At 59.8% G+C, this 16,344-nt stretch carries 18 protein-coding genes and 2 pseudogenes; 12 read left to right on the top strand and 8 right to left on the bottom strand.

Annotation, left to right across the window (positions count from 1 at the left end):
- Positions 1 to 326 precede the first annotated feature (326 nt).
- The 4 genes from QCE73_RS38045 (at position 327) to QCE73_RS38030 (ending at position 5,628) form a co-directional block, all read left to right on the top strand.
- Complete coding sequence (locus tag QCE73_RS38045) at positions 327 to 1,091, top strand: hypothetical protein (protein ID WP_309885944.1); 765 nt, start codon at positions 327 to 329, stop codon at positions 1,089 to 1,091.
- Positions 1,092 to 1,438: 347 nt separating this feature from the next.
- Positions 1,439 to 3,124: an arylsulfatase gene (locus QCE73_RS38040; RefSeq protein ID WP_309885943.1), complete on the top strand. Its 1,686-nt coding sequence runs from the start codon at positions 1,439 to 1,441 to the stop codon at positions 3,122 to 3,124.
- A gap of 87 nt (positions 3,125 to 3,211) precedes the next feature.
- Positions 3,212 to 4,291: an HAD family hydrolase gene (locus QCE73_RS38035; RefSeq protein ID WP_309885942.1), complete on the top strand. Its 1,080-nt coding sequence runs from the start codon at positions 3,212 to 3,214 to the stop codon at positions 4,289 to 4,291.
- A gap of 50 nt (positions 4,292 to 4,341) precedes the next feature.
- Positions 4,342 to 5,628, top strand: coding sequence for an anaerobic sulfatase maturase (locus QCE73_RS38030; RefSeq protein ID WP_309885941.1), 1,287 nt, complete (start codon positions 4,342 to 4,344; stop codon positions 5,626 to 5,628).
- Positions 5,629 to 5,824: 196 nt separating this feature from the next.
- On the opposite strand, the gene QCE73_RS38025 is transcribed toward QCE73_RS38030, so the two are convergent.
- From QCE73_RS38025 to QCE73_RS38010, 4 genes and pseudogenes are all read right to left on the bottom strand, one after another.
- Positions 5,825 to 6,067 (bottom strand): hypothetical protein, encoded by a 243-nt coding sequence (locus tag QCE73_RS38025; RefSeq protein WP_309885940.1) that lies wholly within the window; start codon positions 6,065 to 6,067, stop codon positions 5,825 to 5,827.
- A gap of 304 nt (positions 6,068 to 6,371) precedes the next feature.
- Complete coding sequence (locus tag QCE73_RS38020) at positions 6,372 to 6,641, bottom strand: DUF1488 family protein (RefSeq protein ID WP_309885939.1); 270 nt, start codon at positions 6,639 to 6,641, stop codon at positions 6,372 to 6,374.
- 107 nt (positions 6,642 to 6,748) lie between these two features.
- A pseudogene (locus QCE73_RS38015) lies at positions 6,749 to 6,952 on the bottom strand (tyrosine-type recombinase/integrase); the annotation flags it as partial.
- 436 nt (positions 6,953 to 7,388) lie between these two features.
- Entirely contained in the window at positions 7,389 to 8,159 is a 771-nt protein-coding gene (locus QCE73_RS38010) for a DUF3047 domain-containing protein (RefSeq protein ID WP_309885938.1), read from the bottom strand.
- 409 nt (positions 8,160 to 8,568) lie between these two features.
- Between QCE73_RS38010 and QCE73_RS38005 the strand changes: the two genes are divergently transcribed.
- Both QCE73_RS38005 and QCE73_RS38000 read left to right on the top strand, forming a co-directional pair.
- Positions 8,569 to 8,874 carry a hypothetical protein gene (locus QCE73_RS38005; protein ID WP_309885937.1) on the top strand — a complete coding sequence of 102 codons (306 nt, stop codon included), beginning with the start codon at positions 8,569 to 8,571 and terminating at the stop codon, positions 8,872 to 8,874.
- Between the two features lie 49 nt (positions 8,875 to 8,923).
- Positions 8,924 to 9,139, top strand: coding sequence for a hypothetical protein (locus tag QCE73_RS38000; RefSeq protein ID WP_309885936.1), 216 nt, complete (start codon positions 8,924 to 8,926; stop codon positions 9,137 to 9,139).
- Between the two features lie 557 nt (positions 9,140 to 9,696).
- On the opposite strand, the gene QCE73_RS37995 is transcribed toward QCE73_RS38000, so the two are convergent.
- On the bottom strand, positions 9,697 to 10,023 hold the full coding sequence (locus QCE73_RS37995) for a DUF1488 family protein (protein ID WP_309885935.1): 327 nt from the start codon (positions 10,021 to 10,023) through the stop codon (positions 9,697 to 9,699).
- Between the two features lie 72 nt (positions 10,024 to 10,095).
- The gene (locus QCE73_RS37990; protein WP_309885934.1) at positions 10,096 to 11,316 is read right to left on the bottom strand and encodes a tyrosine-type recombinase/integrase; all 1,221 of its coding nucleotides are present in this window, start codon (positions 11,314 to 11,316) and stop codon (positions 10,096 to 10,098) included.
- A 140-nt stretch (positions 11,317 to 11,456) separates the two neighbouring features.
- On the opposite strand from QCE73_RS37990, the gene QCE73_RS37985 reads away from it, so the two are divergent.
- The 3 genes from QCE73_RS37985 (at position 11,457) to QCE73_RS37975 (ending at position 13,191) form a co-directional block, all read left to right on the top strand.
- On the top strand, positions 11,457 to 12,473 hold the full coding sequence (locus QCE73_RS37985; RefSeq protein ID WP_309885933.1) for a DNA-binding protein: 1,017 nt from the start codon (positions 11,457 to 11,459) through the stop codon (positions 12,471 to 12,473).
- Positions 12,474 to 12,557: 84 nt separating this feature from the next.
- Complete coding sequence (locus tag QCE73_RS37980) at positions 12,558 to 12,878, top strand: hypothetical protein (RefSeq protein ID WP_250866612.1); 321 nt, start codon at positions 12,558 to 12,560, stop codon at positions 12,876 to 12,878.
- A 34-nt stretch (positions 12,879 to 12,912) separates the two neighbouring features.
- Positions 12,913 to 13,191: an HU family DNA-binding protein gene (locus tag QCE73_RS37975; RefSeq protein WP_250866613.1), complete on the top strand. Its 279-nt coding sequence runs from the start codon at positions 12,913 to 12,915 to the stop codon at positions 13,189 to 13,191.
- Positions 13,192 to 13,220: 29 nt separating this feature from the next.
- On the opposite strand, the gene QCE73_RS37970 is transcribed toward QCE73_RS37975, so the two are convergent.
- Complete coding sequence (locus tag QCE73_RS37970) at positions 13,221 to 13,424, bottom strand: hypothetical protein (protein WP_309885932.1); 204 nt, start codon at positions 13,422 to 13,424, stop codon at positions 13,221 to 13,223.
- A 99-nt stretch (positions 13,425 to 13,523) separates the two neighbouring features.
- On the opposite strand from QCE73_RS37970, the gene QCE73_RS37965 reads away from it, so the two are divergent.
- The 3 genes from QCE73_RS37965 to QCE73_RS37955 all read left to right on the top strand — a co-directional run bounded on the left by QCE73_RS37965 (position 13,524) and on the right by QCE73_RS37955 (position 15,768).
- Positions 13,524 to 13,964 (top strand): SET domain-containing protein, encoded by a 441-nt coding sequence (locus tag QCE73_RS37965; protein ID WP_309885931.1) that lies wholly within the window; start codon positions 13,524 to 13,526, stop codon positions 13,962 to 13,964.
- Between the two features lie 112 nt (positions 13,965 to 14,076).
- The gene (locus QCE73_RS37960; protein WP_309885930.1) at positions 14,077 to 15,285 is read left to right on the top strand and encodes a hypothetical protein; all 1,209 of its coding nucleotides are present in this window, start codon (positions 14,077 to 14,079) and stop codon (positions 15,283 to 15,285) included.
- A gap of 174 nt (positions 15,286 to 15,459) precedes the next feature.
- Positions 15,460 to 15,768: a hypothetical protein gene (locus QCE73_RS37955; RefSeq protein ID WP_238215791.1), complete on the top strand. Its 309-nt coding sequence runs from the start codon at positions 15,460 to 15,462 to the stop codon at positions 15,766 to 15,768.
- A 155-nt stretch (positions 15,769 to 15,923) separates the two neighbouring features.
- On the opposite strand, the pseudogene QCE73_RS37950 reads toward QCE73_RS37955, so the two are convergent.
- Positions 15,924 to 16,344: pseudogene (locus tag QCE73_RS37950) on the bottom strand (hypothetical protein); the annotation flags it as partial.

Below are 16,344 nucleotides of genomic sequence, written 5' to 3'. Positions count from 1 at the left end.
AGCCGGCCATCGGTTTCGGCCAATTGACGACATTACCCGCCACGGTAATAAAGCCACTCTGGAGGCGGCTTTGAATTGAAAAGAGCCGTTCGCAGGTCGAAAGCGATCCCAGTACCTCTTGCTCACAAATCGCCAGATGATCTATCGATGGCGTGTGACGATATTTTTAATCTATTGTCCATGCTCGCGATTTCAATTATTGGTAGGGCCCGGGTAAGCCCTTTGACTGAGCCGTTAGCGGAAAGTGGTCATCGCCTTGGACAAGTGCGAGTGGGTCACCCCTCTCGAATATACCGCTTACTCATTCCAGTGCGACGAGGTTTCGAATGACAACATTCGTGGACTACCCGGCTGTTTTGTTCGTTGTTATTCTCGCGTTGCTTGTAGGTGCAGTGGCGTTCGGTACATTCGCTTTACGTCGTCTCGTGGTGTTGCCGCCAGAAGACCGCGACGACTTTCATATAATTCAGACATCGACGCTGACACTGCTTGCGCTCCTGATCGGATTCAGCCTTTCGATGGCGGTGAACCGCTACGATCTTCGCAAGACCCTTGAGGAGGGTGAAGCCAACGCCATTGGCACCGAATATTCGCGAGCGGATCTCGTCCATCCGGTTCTCGGAGCAAAAATCAAGGCGGCACTGATTCGGTATACGAAGCTGAGACTGTCTAACTACAGGACACGGGGTCGTGATGAACTTGCACAAATCAATCGCGATTCGGCGGAGGTGCAAGCGGAGTTATGGCAACTGGCGACGCAAGTGGCGCAGGAGCAGGCGACACCTATTGGTGCACTTGTTGTCTCCGGCATGAACGATGTCCTGAACTCCCAAGACTACGCGGAAGCCGCGCGAATCAATCACATTCCAATTGGCGCGTGGTATCTGATGATCATCATCGCGCTTGTCGGCTGTGTCGTACAGGGTTACGGAGCAAAAGGCAACCTCCGTAAAGGTCTGCTCATCACGATTCTCCCGGCTACGGTCGCGCTGTCACTCGCACTCATCGCAGATATTGATAGCCCGAAGGGTGGGCTCATCCGGGTTGAGCCAAAAGATCTGACAAGGCTTGCGAATTCCCTTGAAAGATAAGCGGGCTGAACTACCTGTCATATGAGATGGCAGGCGACCGAAGCTGCCCCTACGACCCCTATGACTCCTATGACCCCTATGACCCCTATGACCCCTATGACCCCTATGACCCCTATGACCCCTATGACCCCTATGACCCCTATGACCCCTATGACCCCTATGACCCCTATGACTATCGGATGGACGTGACGGGGCCGAAAAAGAAAAAGCTTGCCAAGCGCTCGTTGAAGTTATATCGATGAAGAGCTATGAGTGTCCGGCGTTGGAAGCTTTTTGCGACCGATAATCGCACTTGCATGTGTGCCGTTTCCGTGGAATACCGTTTGGATCGACATCTAGGGGAAAAAATGAACCTTGGTGATTGCTTCTCGACGCTGGCGCAGCCGACTAAACGCGCGCCTTTCGCCTTGGTTGCGGCCGGCATACTGAGCGTTGCGATCAACGTGCAGGCCCAGACCAGCTCACAGCAGACCACGAAACCAAACATCGTATTGATTGTAGGCGACGATGTTGGCTGGGGCGATCTCGGTGTCTATGGCGGTGGTGAAGGACGTGGAATTCCGACGCCCAATCTTGACCGGATGGCGGACGAAGGAATGACCTTCTTCGATTTCTACGGTCAACCGAGTTGCACGCCAGGCCGCGCCGCGCTTCAGACTGGACGCAATCCGAATCGCAGCGGCATGACAACCGTTGCGTTCCAGGGTCAGGGCGGCGGGCTTCCGCGTGCCGAGTGGACACTAGCATCGGTGCTGAAACTCGCCAACTACAAGACGTATTTCACGGGTAAATGGCACTTGGGCGAGGCAGATTACGCGCTACCCAACGCTCAGGGCTACGACGACATGAAATACGTCGGCCTGTATCACTTGAACGCCTATACCTACGCCGATCCGAAATGGTTTCCGGAAATGGATCAGCAAACCCGCGACATGTTCACCAAGGTGACCACGGGCATGCTTTCTGGGAAGGCAGGTGAGAAGGCTCACGAAGACTTCAAGCTAAACGGTCAGTACCAGAACGAACCGGACAAACGGATCGTCGGCATCCCGTTCGTCGATCGCTACATCGAGAAAGCCGCGCTCGACGATATAGACGAGGCTGCGCAAAGCGGCCAGCCGTTCTTCATCAATGTGAACTTCATGAAGGTTCACCAGCCCAACATGCCCGATCCCGACTACATCGGCAAATCGCTGGCGAAATCCAAGTACGCGGACTCGCTCGTCGAACTCGATGCGCGGGTGGGTCACATACTCGACAAGCTGCGCGAGAAAGGTCTCGACAAGAACACTCTGGTGTTGTTCACAACCGATAACGGCGCCTGGCAGGACGTCTATCCGGACGCTGGCTATACTCCGTTCCGAGGCACGAAAGGAACCGATCGTGAGGGCGGCACGCGCGTGCCGGCCATCGCTTGGTGGCCGGGCAAGATCAAGCCCCACTCACGAAACTACGACATTGTGGGCGGTCTCGACTGCATGGCGACGTTCGCCGCGGTGGCGGGAGTCGACCTTCCGAAGAGCGATCGCGAAGGCAAGCCGATCATCTTCGACAGCTACGACATGTCGCCCGTGCTTTTCGGTACAGGCAAGAGCAAGCGCACGGCATGGTTCTATTTCACCGAGAACGAATTGACGCCGGGTGCGGTGCGAGTCGGTCAGTTCAAGGCGGTGTTCAACCTGCGCGGCGACGCAGGCGTGAAGACCGGTGGACTGGCGGTGGATTCGAACCTTGGCTGGAAAGGACCCGAGAGCTACGTCGCGACCGTTCCACAGGTGTTCGACCTGTACCAGGACCCGCAGGAGCGCTACGACATCTTCATGAACAACTATACCGAGCACACCTGGACGCTTCCGGCCTTGAGCGGCGCGGTGAAAGAGGAGATGAAGACATACGTAAAGTACCCGCCACGTAGGGCGCAGAGCGAAGCGTACGCTGGCCCCATTACGCTCAGTCAATACGAGCGGCTGAAGTACGTGCGCGAAGAACTGGAGAAAAATGGATTCAGCATTCCGCTGCCGACGGGAAACTGATTTGCCCGAGGATCGGATCAAGCAAGGTCCCGCATCCGCGTAAGAGGCGACGAGCCGCCACCGTATGGCGCGAAATGAGGAGGGAAGATGCGCTTCGCAGCCGATTCCGCGCGGGGAGGTCATGCGCCTGGCATTCTGATGGGGTGGCTCGTCTGTCTGTGCGTCGCGCTGACAGGGTGCGGCAGTGCAAATACGGTTGAGCAAAGTCATAGCAACGCGCCGCCAACAGTATCGGTTACTCCGTCCGCTACGGTACTCCCATCGTGGCAGGACGGCGCCGCGCGCGCGGCGATTCTGAAGTTCATCTCCGACGTGACGCGTGAGGGAGCATCAAGCTACGTGCCTCCGGAAGCACGCATTGCCGTGTTCGACAACGACGGCACGCTATGGAGCGAGCAACCGATGCCCTTCCAGCTACTTTTCATGATCGACCAAGTGAAGGCGGCCGCGCCGCGCCATCCGGAATGGCAGAGCAATCCTGCCTATAAGGCCTTGCTTGCACACGACGCTGCGGCACTCGAGCAAAACAAGAAGGCTCTGGTGCAATTGCTCGCGATCGCTAACAGCGGCATGACGACGGACGAGTACGATCGCGCAATAAGTACGTGGCTTTCTGCCACCCGACATCCCACACTTCAGCGACCCTTCACCGAACTCATCTACCAGCCGCAACTCGAATTGCTGGACCTTTTGCGAGCGAATGGCTTCAAAATCTGGATCGTCTCGGGCGGCACGGCCGAATTCATGCGCGTCTGGGCGAGCCAGGCTTATGGCATCCCTCCGGAGCAGATCGTGGGCACGGAAGAGAAGCTCAGGTATCAGTTGCGTGAGGGCAAGCCCGCGTTAGTGCGTGAACCCGGTTTTGCTTTCGTTGACGACGGCCCTGGTAAGCCAGTGGGAATTTTTCGCGCGATCGGGCGGCGTCCGATCCTCGCGTTTGGCAATTCGGACGGCGACAGGGAAATGCTCGAGTACACCGCCGGCGGCCCGGGCGAAACAATGGCGCTGCTGCTGCACCACGACGATGCCGAAAGGGAGTTTGCCTATGATCGGCAATCCGCGCTCGCCCGACTCGACAAGGCGTGGGACCAGGCGCTCGCGCGCGGATGGGTCGTCGTCAGCATGAAGCAGGACTGGAAGACCGTGTATCCCGCGCCAAAATCCTAGCGGGAAGCGCCGGTCGTGTCGAAGCTGCGACTAAACCAGCAGGAGTCGAGATGGATGAGATCAGCGGCAGTACATCAGTGCAGCCGATTTTCCTTTACGGGACGCGACCGCTCGCGCCCGAACCGGCCGCGCCAGCGCAGAAGGGACGATTCCATACGATGGCCAAGGCCATCGGCTCGACATGCAACATCGACTGTACCTACTGCTATTACCTGCACAAGGAACACCTGCTCGATCAGCGTCGCGGCCGGCGGATGGAAGTGTCGATGCTGGAGCGCTACATCCGCCAGTACATCGAGGCGCAAAACGGTGACGAGATCATCTTCTCGTGGCAGGGTGGTGAGCCGACGATGCTCGGCGTCGATTTCTTCCGCGATATCGTCGACATTCAGAAGAGGTATGCCCCGGCCGGACGGCGCATTTCGAACGATCTTCAGACGAACGCGACCCTGCTGGACGACGAATGGTGCAGGTTCCTGAAGGAGCAAGACTTTCTGGTTGGCGTCAGTATCGACGGGCCGCGTGAATTGCACGACGCGTTTCGCCGGGATCGCAAGGGCCAGCCGACCTTCGACAAGGTGATGGAGGGCATCGGCTATCTGAGGAAGCACGGCGTGAAGCTCAACACGCTCACGGTCGTCAACCGCATCAACGCCAAAAGGCCTCTCGACGTATACCGCTTCCTGCGTAATGAATTGGAATCACGCTACATCCAGTTCATCCCGTGCGTGGAGCCGAAGGACTTTCGCAGCGTTGCGCCCCAGCATTGGCCGCCCGGCGCAATGCCGATGCTGGGAAGCAGCGCCGCCAGGCCGGGCAATGCGGACTCGGTCGTGACGGACTGGTCGGTCGATCCCGACGACTGGGGCTACTTCTTGTCGCGAACCTTTGACGAATGGCATAGAAAAGACGCTGGTCGCGTGCTGGTGAACCTGTTCGAGACGGCTGTCGTACAGACGATGGGGCGGCCTGCGCAGACGTGCGTGACCGCCGAGTTCTGTGGCAAGGCGCTCGCGATCGAACACGACGGCGAAGTCTATGCCTGCGATCACTATGTGTACCCGGCCTTTTCGCTCGGCAATATCCGGACGACGCATCTGGGCGAGATGGCGTTCTCGCCACAGCAGCAACGCTTCGGCTACGCGAAACGGGATTCTCTTCCTGAATATTGCCGTCAGTGCAGGCACCTGAAGGTGTGTTGGGGAGAATGTCCCAAGAATCGGTTTGTCTGCAGCCCGGATGGTCAAGCCGGATTGAATTACCTCTGCAGTGGCATCAGACGGTTTCACGATCACGCGGGGCCTGTGCTCAGGCAACTTGCGAAGCAATGCGCGTGAGCGGTCTTAACGCCCGTGAAGCGTGATGACGTTTGGGGTGCCTGTCGAACCGTTACATCGCTTCCTCCAATGGCGGTTGTTATTCATCAAGAGACGGCCTGTCCACCAAGTGTCGAGCGGCCGAGGTGGGTCGATTTCGCCCCTCGCGCGCTGTGAGTAAGCAGAGCTGTGTCCTGCTGCGGTCGTGGAGCGCGTGTTATTGGATGGAGCTCGCGAGTTGTGAGCGGAGCTGGAGAGCGACTCCTTCGAGCGTGTGCGGAATGCTGAGTTGAGCTTCGAGCGGGCCGGCGATGCTGTAGCCACCATTTCCGGCGGCGTCGACGACTATCAGAGCTACGCAGGCGGCGCCCGTTGCCTCTCTGACTTGTGCGGCGAGTTCGCTGAATTGTCCGGGTGAGCCCGGTGCATGCGCCATCACGTTGAAAACCTGGTTGCTCATGTTTTCAATCCCGAGAGATATTTGGCCCGCCGCGAAGAATCCAGCCTCGCGACGCGATCGATCCGCGACACGACAGACGATGTCCGTCCCACGGGACGGGCAATGCACACTCACTGAAAAATAAAGGCACAGAGCGTCGCTCGGCAATCTCGCCTATTGATTCAAAGAATGTCCGATAAAGGAACGGCCGCGAGATGGCGGTCGGCGACCGCACAATTTTGCAACTAATCGTCTGCCCCGCGAGCGACCTCCACAGCTGCGCCAGCAACACATGCCACTAGCATAATCGAGATAGGACTCTCGCTCAGCCGCGGGAGAAGTCGGCCGTCGTCAATTCGGAGCGCGTCGAGGGATGCGCGAGTAGCTTGCGATGCGCAACAGCGTGAATACGGTGGACGCCATCGTGGAAGGTCTTCAACATCTTGGCATCATCCGCATCGGCTGGCAGCCAGAAACAGGCCTCCAGCGCGGCACGCACAATCATGCATTCGACCGCGCCGTTCTTTCCTACGAGAACGAAGGTCACGCCGCGTCGGTTAGCCGAAATCTGTGCTTCAAGGTCGAGTGCTTCCACGGCGAGTTCGTCGTGTTGCGGCGGTCAAGCGATTTTGGCATGACGTCGCACGATTTAGGAAACGTGTTGCTCGCCTGCTTAAGAGACCATCGTGCTTCCAACATCGGTCACCAGTCGATGCGATGCTTCTCGTCCCTTTCCCGATGCCGTCGGTCGTCGTCGATGTGGAGGTAGAGGCTGGTCGTCGCCAGCGATGCGTGTCCGAAGTTGTCGCGCACGAGGCGTAAGTCGACCTTTTGATCGGCCATGTGCGAACCCGCGCTGTGGCGGAGCCAGTGGGCGGAGGCTTGCTTCAGCAGATCGGCGCGCGCGGCGGAGAATGCTTTGGCTTCTGCAAGACTGGTTGTTTATATGCCGTAAAAAGCGGCTACAAGAATGAACGAGAGAAAACAGATCGACTGAGCGCAAAAGAAGTAAGCCGAGCCGGGACGAACGTAGCGGTTTGCACTTGAAGGCAGAAACTACAGGGGGCATCTCTGCTTCCGCGACGTTCATGGGAATTCATTGTGGCCGCCCGCCGCCGAGTCGCTAACAGTCGAGTTGAACCGGTTCATGACCCGAAGAATCGCTCAGTGAGAGGGACGTGCCGAAGACAAGTCGCAGCGCTGTACGGATTACGTCTCGTTGAACAGGTAGATCGGCAGCACCGATGAAGCGCCAACCGGTCATCCGATTGTGTGGCGCAACCCGTTAAACTCAGATCAATCGATGAAAGATACAAGACTACAGTGAGCGCGTTGTGCCTTGTCAGTGACCGGGAACGAATTGGATGTCTCCGTACCAGGCGCGTGTCGTGGTTCCGGTATTGTCGGTATCGGTCAGCAGACCGTAGCCAGTGATGCGTCCTGGCGCTTCGTGAAAGACCCTTTCGTAGTCTTGGACGATGTTGCGGTGCAGGCTTCGCCACTGGCCCGCATCGCCAGGCTGACCGGAGACGACGATCATCTGTACGCGGCCGGTATGCGGGTTGGCGATGACGCTGCCCGGCGCGGCCGACGTCGACCAGATGTACATCAGCGTTGCATAGGGCAGATCCTGGCCACCCACGTGCTTCGCGACTTCCATGCTGGCCCGGTCGAAAACCGACAGCTTGCTTTTGTCGCCGTCAAATACGAAGACCAGTCTCGCCGGAGCATCTTCCTTCGCCCCGACACGGTTATCGGCGCCCTCAATCGGCCCTTCCGCTTTCCAGCGCCAACCCACGACGGGTGTTTGAGCGAGATCGATATCGCCCTCGTGCATCAGGGCGGAAGCGGACCGGTTCGCTTCCGCCTGCAGCACGGTTGTCTGGCCGTCGCGAACAAGTGTGTATTCCGTGATCGGTTTGCCCTTCACAACCGGCAAGTTCTTCCACCCTGCGGGCAGGGGCGCGGCTGGCTCTGCCGCTGAGAATGCGACGCCCCGAGTTCCACTTTGAGCAAAAATGGAGAGCGGCGACATCAAAAACGCGATGCACACGGCAACCCCGACGGACCTAGTTGTCCGTTTCCGCGATTGCAGGATGGAAAAAAGATGCATGGCTAATTGCCTTCGGCCGTGAGCCTTCGTCCATTGTAGCGGACTACGTTGTCGCCACTGCATCTTGTCGAGTACCTGCTGACGCTTCCGGAATGACGACTCCTGAGGCAGTATCGTCGCGTGTCTAAAGGTTGAACGTTCACGGATATATCGCGTGGTGGCATCACGACTGGTCTGTAGTCTTAGATACGGCTGCTGCGGCAGCCAGACGCATCCGTCGTGCCGCGCGGGCGCTGCGGTGATCAACCTAATCTTATCGCGGAGGTACCGCAGCGCATGCCAACCGACTATTCAATGGTTGCTTCCTTCACCCGTGACAAGGTCCTGCAGTCGCTGTCAACGATTTGACCTCTTTAGGTGATCGAGATCAAGCGATGCGACAACTGAAACTGGACACGAAGGAATCGGGATGAATGAGAACGATGTGATCGAGGCTGCGAGAGCGAAGTGGAACGCGCAGGCGGACGTACATAACCAATGGGATGAACTGGGCTGCGACGAAAAGCTTGAATGGGTCGCGCGGGTCGCACTCGAATCGGTGTACACGCAAGCCGTCGAGGCGTGGATGACTGAAGATGGCGAGCGCGTCATCACGGACGCCACGAAGCAAAAGATGCCGCGGGCGGTGCAGGTACCATACACCGTGCCGCTTACTCGGACCCATTCGACCGAAAAGCTGAGCGAAGAGACCTCGAAAAGCGGCGACGCAGACTGACTCCAGGGGCGCCCGGTAAGGTTGAAAGATGAGCTAGCATGGTGAAGCAATGGCAACGAAGGCGCTAAGAGACGGAACGTATCAGGCAACCTGCAAGGCGCGAAATGCGCTAGCGGAGGCGATGAACGGCCACAGTGCTGTCTATCCGCAAGCGCGATGCACGATTGAGAAGGGCTGGGCGGTATCCGTCCGGGAGGGGAAAGAGGTCTGGGAATGCAACGCGGTCTACGCCGAAGCGAATTTCAAGCTTGAGCGAGTGGGCTGAAGGCGCGGCCTCCGGCTGTCCTAGCCTTGGTGACGTGGTGCGTGAAAAGAGGAATTCCGCGCGTGGAGTAGAACAGCGTCGCTGGATGGGGCCTTGAATAGGAGGTCGTTGGTGCGAGCGACGACGACGGGGCCGCTCGTCTCCTTGAAGAGCGACTCGACGTCGGCGTGCGTGTTCGGTCCCGTCGTGAACCACCTGTATCTATTGGCTGATCTCGTCAAGATACCGAGAGTCTGAGAGTCGAAATTGGACTGATCAGGACGCCGCAAACTTTCCAGCACTTTTCGAAAATCGAAGCCCTCGTGCGTTGCAGGGACGCCGAACTTGTTCAGCGTCATCTCAACGCATCAGGCGCCGGTTTCGACGTTTTCACGTCGTCGGAGGAGATCATTGCATCGAACGGGTGCGCGACCTCCACGTGGTCCAAATAGGTGTCGAGCTCATCCTGCTCCGCGTACTCGGTATCGCTTGAGCAAGAATGAGTGTGCTCGGCCCCCAACGAATCAGTCGTTGTTCTTTATGCCTACCCTCGTCACGAGCTTTGCGGTCCGGGCGCGTCACGACAACGTGCCCACAATTCGCTCACGTCGGCACTCGTTAAATCCAGCGGACGTGTCTCGGCCCGAAAAATCAGCCTCGGTCAGGCGAACGTGACGCGTTGGCCGCGCCCGCAGCTTTCGTCGGGCGACCGCTTCGATCCGAGCGAACCCGTCCCTGAACACGCTCACCAGTCGGCTATCGTCCGCATTGAGCGGGAGCCAGAAAAAGACTTCCAAGCACCTGCGCGTCACGACGCACGTCACGCTTTCTCCGCGCCAATCAATCACGAAGCTCAGGGCCTGTTTGTCTGTTGAGATCTGGGGTTCGGGTACGAGGACTTTCATGAGCAGAGGTACGGTTGACGGACAGAATCGGCGGTGCGCTCATCGGGACGCGTTAGGCGACCTAGCAGAGTTTCACCAGTCTACCCGGTGTTTTTCTTCGGTATCCTGATGGCGCCGATCGTCGTCGACGTGCAAATAGATGCTGGTCGTCGTCAGCGAGGCATGGCCGAGGTTGTCGCGCACCATGCGCAGGTCAATCTTTTGGTCGGCCATGTGCGAGCCGGCGCTGTGCCTGAGCCAATGCGCGGAAGCTTTTTCGAGCAGATCGGCCCGCGCGCTTTGCGCATCGTCGCGTTCACGTAGGCGCGATGCAGCGCCCGCAAAGACGTCCTTGACGATGGCGTGCAGCGCCGCGCGCGTAAGCGGCGCGCACGTCTTGGTGCGTTCGTTTGACGCCGTGGCGCCGATCGGCAACACGAGCGGGGTGTCTTCATTGGGCGACGGCAGGGCGCTCAAATCGAGGTGCTGCCGATAGCGGGACAGTTCCATCATCATCTCGCGCGAGGCCGGCACGAGCCGTTGCTTGTCGCCTTTGCCGTGCACGGTCAGCCACCAGCGCAGCCCGCCGTCCGCATCCTGTCTTACGAAGAACTGGCCCATGGTATTTGCGCCGACCTCCGCAATGCGCAGCCCGCCGAGATAGAGCAGAGTGAATAACCATCGAACGCGGTACGCATGGGCTTTTTCCCGGTCCGTCTGCTTGGGCATCGTCGCAATGAAGTCCTTGACCTCCTGCCACACGCTTGGCTCCAGATAACGGGTGATGCGAGGCGCTGCGTGGCGCGTGCGTTGGCGCGAGAGCGAGAGCGGATTGCCGGCCAGGTAGCCAGCCTGGACCAGCCACGAGAACATCACGTTCAGGATGACGGTCGCCTGGCGTTGACTGGACGGCGACAGCGGACCGTAGAACGGCCGCCAGCGCGCGTCGCTGCGCGGATGCTTGCGTCCGCCCCCGGCTACCCATGTGCCGGCAGGCTGCGGGTCGGCGAGAAACTGCTGATAGCGCAAGCAGTCTTCATGGGTCAAAGAAGAGAGGGGTTTGCCCATCTCGACGACCGACCAGAGCAGGAGCCGTTCGGCTTCCTTGCGGTAATTCTCGAAGGTGGTTTTCGTGTCGACAAAGCGTGACAGCCATGCGCGGATCGCATCGAGGTCGTGATCGGCGGCAATCTGGGCGCGCCCTGTCACTGACCGATTTAGCCCCGCGGACCCATTGAGCTCGGGGGGAATGACGAGCGTCTCGAGCGGTGCCGGTTGCAACGCATAGGGCGGTGAGGTCGGCACAGGGGGCATTGAAGTCACGTTCGTTTTGGCGGCAACTCGGCATAGGAATCTCAACATTATACGGTTAATGTCAAATCAACAGCGTCGATGAGTTCGATAAGTAACGAAATACGTTGTATTATTCTTGCATTCTCGGCTCTTATCCGCTTATGTCCGAACCACTTTCCGACGAAACCCGTCTCGCGGCGGACATCGAGCGCCTCAAGATCGAATTCCCCAAGACACGGGAGCTCTATCGCGAGGTGTGCGCGCTGCTGTTCTTCCGCTTCGGCGTCCCGCCGACCGCCAATCGTCTCTACAACCTGGTCCGCCGCGGCACCATGAGCACGCCGGCCTCCGTGTTGAGCGAGTTCTGGGCAGAGCTGCGCGAGAAAAGCCGGGTGCGTATCGAGCACCCGGACTTGCCGACGGACTTGAGCGAAGCGGCGGGCGAGCTGATTGGGACGCTCTGGACTCGGGCGGCGACGTCTGCACAGGCCGAACTGACGTCCCTGCGCGACGAAGTCGAAGCGAGTCGCGCCGAGGCAGAACAAAAGGTCGTCGCCGCACGGGAAGAACTGGGTCGGACGGAAACGGCGCTGGAGCAGCGTACCGCGGCACTGCTAGCGGCCCAGGTCGAGATTCGGGAATTGGAGCGACAGCAAGCGGAAGAGGCCGCCACGCGTAAAGCGCTCGAGGCGCAGATCAAGCGTCTCGGCGAAGAGGCAGTCGCTCGCGAGCGGGAGCTGGAGAAGGTGCGCGACACGTTCTCGCGTGATTTGGATAAGCTTCGCGAGACGGCCAACCGTGCCGAGGAGCGCTTGCGCGCGTCGGAAAAGCGAGCGCTCCTGGAAATCGATCGGGAACGCAGCGTCACAGCAAAGGCTCAGAAAGAATTGGCCGAGGCGGCCAAGCGGGCAGACAAGCGAGAAGCCGAGCACCGTCGCACCATCGAAGCGCTGCAGGAGCAGCAAGGCGATGCGCGCCATCAGACCGGGGTCCTTCAGGGCAAGCTCGCCGCGCTCGAAGCGGCCCATGCGTCACTTCAGGAACAGTTGAAGTCGCTGCGCACAGCGGCGCGGCCCTCTACGCGACGCGTGTCCACCGCCGAAGCCAGTCCGCCAGCCAGGCGAGCCGCCCGCAAGGCAGTGGCTGGCAAAACGGCGAGCGTGAAAGGTCGCCCTTAGATAATGATCGGATGGCGCTGCGGGGCGGCGCGGTCCACGGCCAGTTGGCGTTGCAGTCGCGCCGACGGCCAAAAGGAGGAACAGATGAGAAGATCGGCAGAGAACAAATTGCGGGTCGTGGCGGTGCGCATTGACCCCGTCATCGAACAGCGCTTGCGGGTGCTGGCAGAGGCAACGGGCCGGAAACAATCGTTCTTTCTCCAGCGGATGATCGCAGAGGGCATCGAGGCCATGGAGGAAATCTGGCTGTCGCCGGACACGCTGGCAAAGGTCCGAAATGGTGACTTGCCGGAGCTGCTTGACGCGCGCAGCGCGACCTCGGATCTGTTCGATCTGGATGTGATCGACGCAGACTCTAGATATCAGACGGTCTGCGATCCGATGGGTGGACAGCGTTCGGTATGATCCGGTTTGTTTCTAACAGAAAGGAAGCGTTTCAATGAACAAGCAGGAACTGATTGACGCAGTGGCATCTGATGCCCGCACGAGCAAGCTCGCTGCAGAGGAGGCCATCAATGCCGTGTTGGAGACGATCGCGAAGACGGTGGCGGCAGGTGATGCCGTCCAACTGATCGGCTTTGGCTCGTTCGGCACCGGCGAACGTGCCGCGCGCACGGGACGTAATCCGAAGACCGGTGAGCCAATCGAGATCGCGGCGGGCAAGACGGTTAAATTCACCGCGGGCAAGGCGTTCAAGGACGCCGTCAACCAAGCGTGAGTGAGGGCGGCGCCTTTCACGCCGCCGACTTAGAAGAGTTGCGCGTCGAGCGGCCGCAGGCTATTGAGCTTGACGGCCGTGCGACGTTCCGTGCCGTCCGCATGAATCGAGCGGATCATGATCCGTCGGCCACGCGCTTCGCCCAGCACCTCAACGATTCGATCCTCGTACCGCATGAGGGTACCGCGGGGCGGTTTGCGTTTGATGCGGCGGCGACCGGTGGACGAAGGCATAAGGGTATCGACGGGCGTGCGGCGATCGTATCATGCCAAGATGCCGCGGCGGCACATCGTGTCTCTCATCGCGTCACAGCAACAGGAAAGAGGACGCTTATGCGCCGTATCGTTGTTCGTTCTTCGCCGGTCCACGGACGCGGCGTATTTGCGCTGACCCGGATCGGTGCTGGGGAAACGATCTTGGAATACAAGGGCAAGCGCGTGTTTTGGGCGCAAGCGCGGCGCGAGTATGCGCGCTCGGCCGCCGAAGACGGCCATACCTTTTACTTCGATCTCGACGACGGGCGCGTGATTGACGGTGCACAGGGCGGCAACTCGGCGCGATGGGTCAATCACAGCTGCGCGCCCAACTGCGAGGCCGAACAAGACGGCAGCCGGGTTTTCTTCCTCGCGCTGCGCGACATCAAGCCAGGCGAAGAGTTGTTTATCGACTATGGACTAATCGTGGAAGGGCGAAAAACTGCTGCGCTCAAAAGGCTCTATGCGTGCCGCTGCGGTGCCGACACCTGTCGGGGGACGATGCTGGCCGCGTCCTGAAAGCGCCCACGAAACGACGAGCATCTACTACCGACTATCGCACATCAACTGCCGCACCTGCTGGTGTCGCGACGATTTCGGCGCTGCACTCTGCTGACGGAACGTGACTGTCATGCCCTCACCGAAATGGACCTTCGCTTCGCGCTTTCGACGCAACGCATTCGGATGGAGATCGTCGCTGCCGATCCAACGCCTGAAGGAGGCGGTCTCCGAGATTCGTTCGGTCGCCCGCACCGATCGCGCGCTCGCGGCCGACGGCGCTGTTCTTCTTCTTGAAAAACTGTCGCCTGCACTCGAGCACGTCGATAGTTCATCGGGCGCACTGGGCAGCGCGGTCAATCGTGCAATCGAGGCGCTCGTCCCACTGATTGCCGCCGCCGACGTTGCGCCCGCAGCACGGGAGCGCTGGCTGGAAAGGCTTTTCGAGGCGTTGCAGGACGATCAGATGCCCTACATTGAGAGCCTCGGCGAACACTGGGGAACCTTGTGCGTGACGCCCTCGTTGGCATCTTACTGGGCCGACCGGTTGTTGCCGCTCGTCACCCATGTGCTGGAGGCGGAAGGATTCAACTACTTCGTCGGCGTGGTGCCGTGCTTGAGTGCGCTCTACGCAGCCGGCCGCTTCGAGGAAATCGTTGAGCTTGTGCGGCGCGATCGCCTAAGTTCCTGGTGGTATCGGCGTTGGGCCGTCGACGCGCTGGTCTGCCTCGGACGTCCGGGCGACGCACTTCGCCTTGCTGAAGCGAGCCGAGGGCTGAATGCGCCCGAATCCGCAATCGCGCGCACCTGCGAGACAATCCTCCTCGAGTCCGGCATGACCGAGGAGGCCTACGAGCGCTATGCGTTTGCCGCCAATCGTGCAGGCACGTACCTCGCAACTTTCCGCGCGATCACCAAGAAATATCCCGGGAAAGCCCCCGCAACGATCTTATCGGACCTGGTTCGAAGCGAGCCTGGGTCCGAAGGCAAATGGTTTGCCGCCGCCAAAGACGCCGGGCTGTTCGATCAGGCCATTGCGCTGTCCAGACAGAGCCCCACCGATCCCAAGACGCTCATACGCGCCGCGCGAGATTTCGAGACGAAGCAGTCCCGTTTCGCGATGGACTGTGCGCTGTGCGCACTGCAATGGATGGAGGCCGGCTACGGCTATGAGGTGTCGATGACTGACGTCAACGATGCCTATGATGCCCTCATCGCCGCGGCAAGTGCGAATCAGGTCTCTAAAGGAGCGGTGGACGATTGCGTGCGAAGCCTGATTCGCAATGCGGACTCGCTGGTTGGGCGAGCGTTGCACACGCGCATGGAGGCCGACCGGCGCTAGACAAGAAGAGAACAGGTTTCTGCTGACGTAGCGCGTCGGCGCCGCTTGCGCCTTTGCGTGAGCCCGGCAAGGACCTACACTCCAGCGACACGGTCCGACACGCCCCCGCATGCTTCCTTGACTTCTCGTGAGCCTCGATACGCTGGTCTCAACGGATCAGGAGACGCACAGCGTATGAAGTCAATCGTAGCAAAGCGAAATCATCAAGTGCCGGATACTTCAGCCGACGTGCCGAAGCGGACGTCCCTGGAAGCGGATCGTGAACTCGCGCATATACAGAAAGTGGTGACGGCAGTACGGGCAACATCCGTTCCGTTGCCGATAAGCGTTTGCTACTGGAGGGCGCGCCTGCACGAGCTTCGCTTCGCCTATGCGTTACTTCCCGTTCAAGTTGCCCGGCTGTCCGCGCTTGAGATTGACGTCGAGAATATCGCACAAGGACAGGCGGACGTCGGCGCGGGCGACGGACGCCGCGTGGCGTAGTGAGTCAGGCCGGCAAGCGGTCTGTGACCGATGCGGTTCTTACGCGTCGACCCCGACAACTCGGCATTTGCGCACGAAGGCACGAACCCCCGCGCCGCGCGCAGCGCGAATTCGATTGTCCTGGCGCCCTGTGTTCATAGGTCGTGACGTTGCCGCTAGAGCAGAACCGCCTGGCGCAATAACTCCAACGCCTTCAATTCGTCCAAGCGACCGGTGCGTGCCTTGCCGGCGAGCGTCTTCAGGAGCGCCTCTGCGATAGGTGAGATCCCATCGAGACCGTCCAAGTTGGTCGCGGAAGTGGGGGAGGACGGCGTGTCAGCGGGCGGTGACATTGCAACCGCAGGCTGCGACGCCACCGGTGCGGAAACGGCTGCTGGCGTGTGGCTTTCGATGCGTTCCACGGGACCGTCGGCGCGCATCGCAACTGCGCTGCTGACGTTCTTGTGCTGAGCGCTCGCAACGCTGCCGCCGTCGCCCGCCGCATCAGTTGGCAATGGCTCGGTGTGCGGATCGCTCGTGATGCTAGGTACAGCTCGATCGTTTTCGCTCGTCGGAGTGGCTGCGACCGGTGTGTCC

It is taken from the genome of Caballeronia sp. LZ029 (genome assembly GCF_031451275.1).
GTDB lineage: Bacteria > Pseudomonadota > Gammaproteobacteria > Burkholderiales > Burkholderiaceae > Caballeronia > Caballeronia jiangsuensis.
This window is presented reverse-complemented; position numbering and strand designations above follow the sequence as displayed.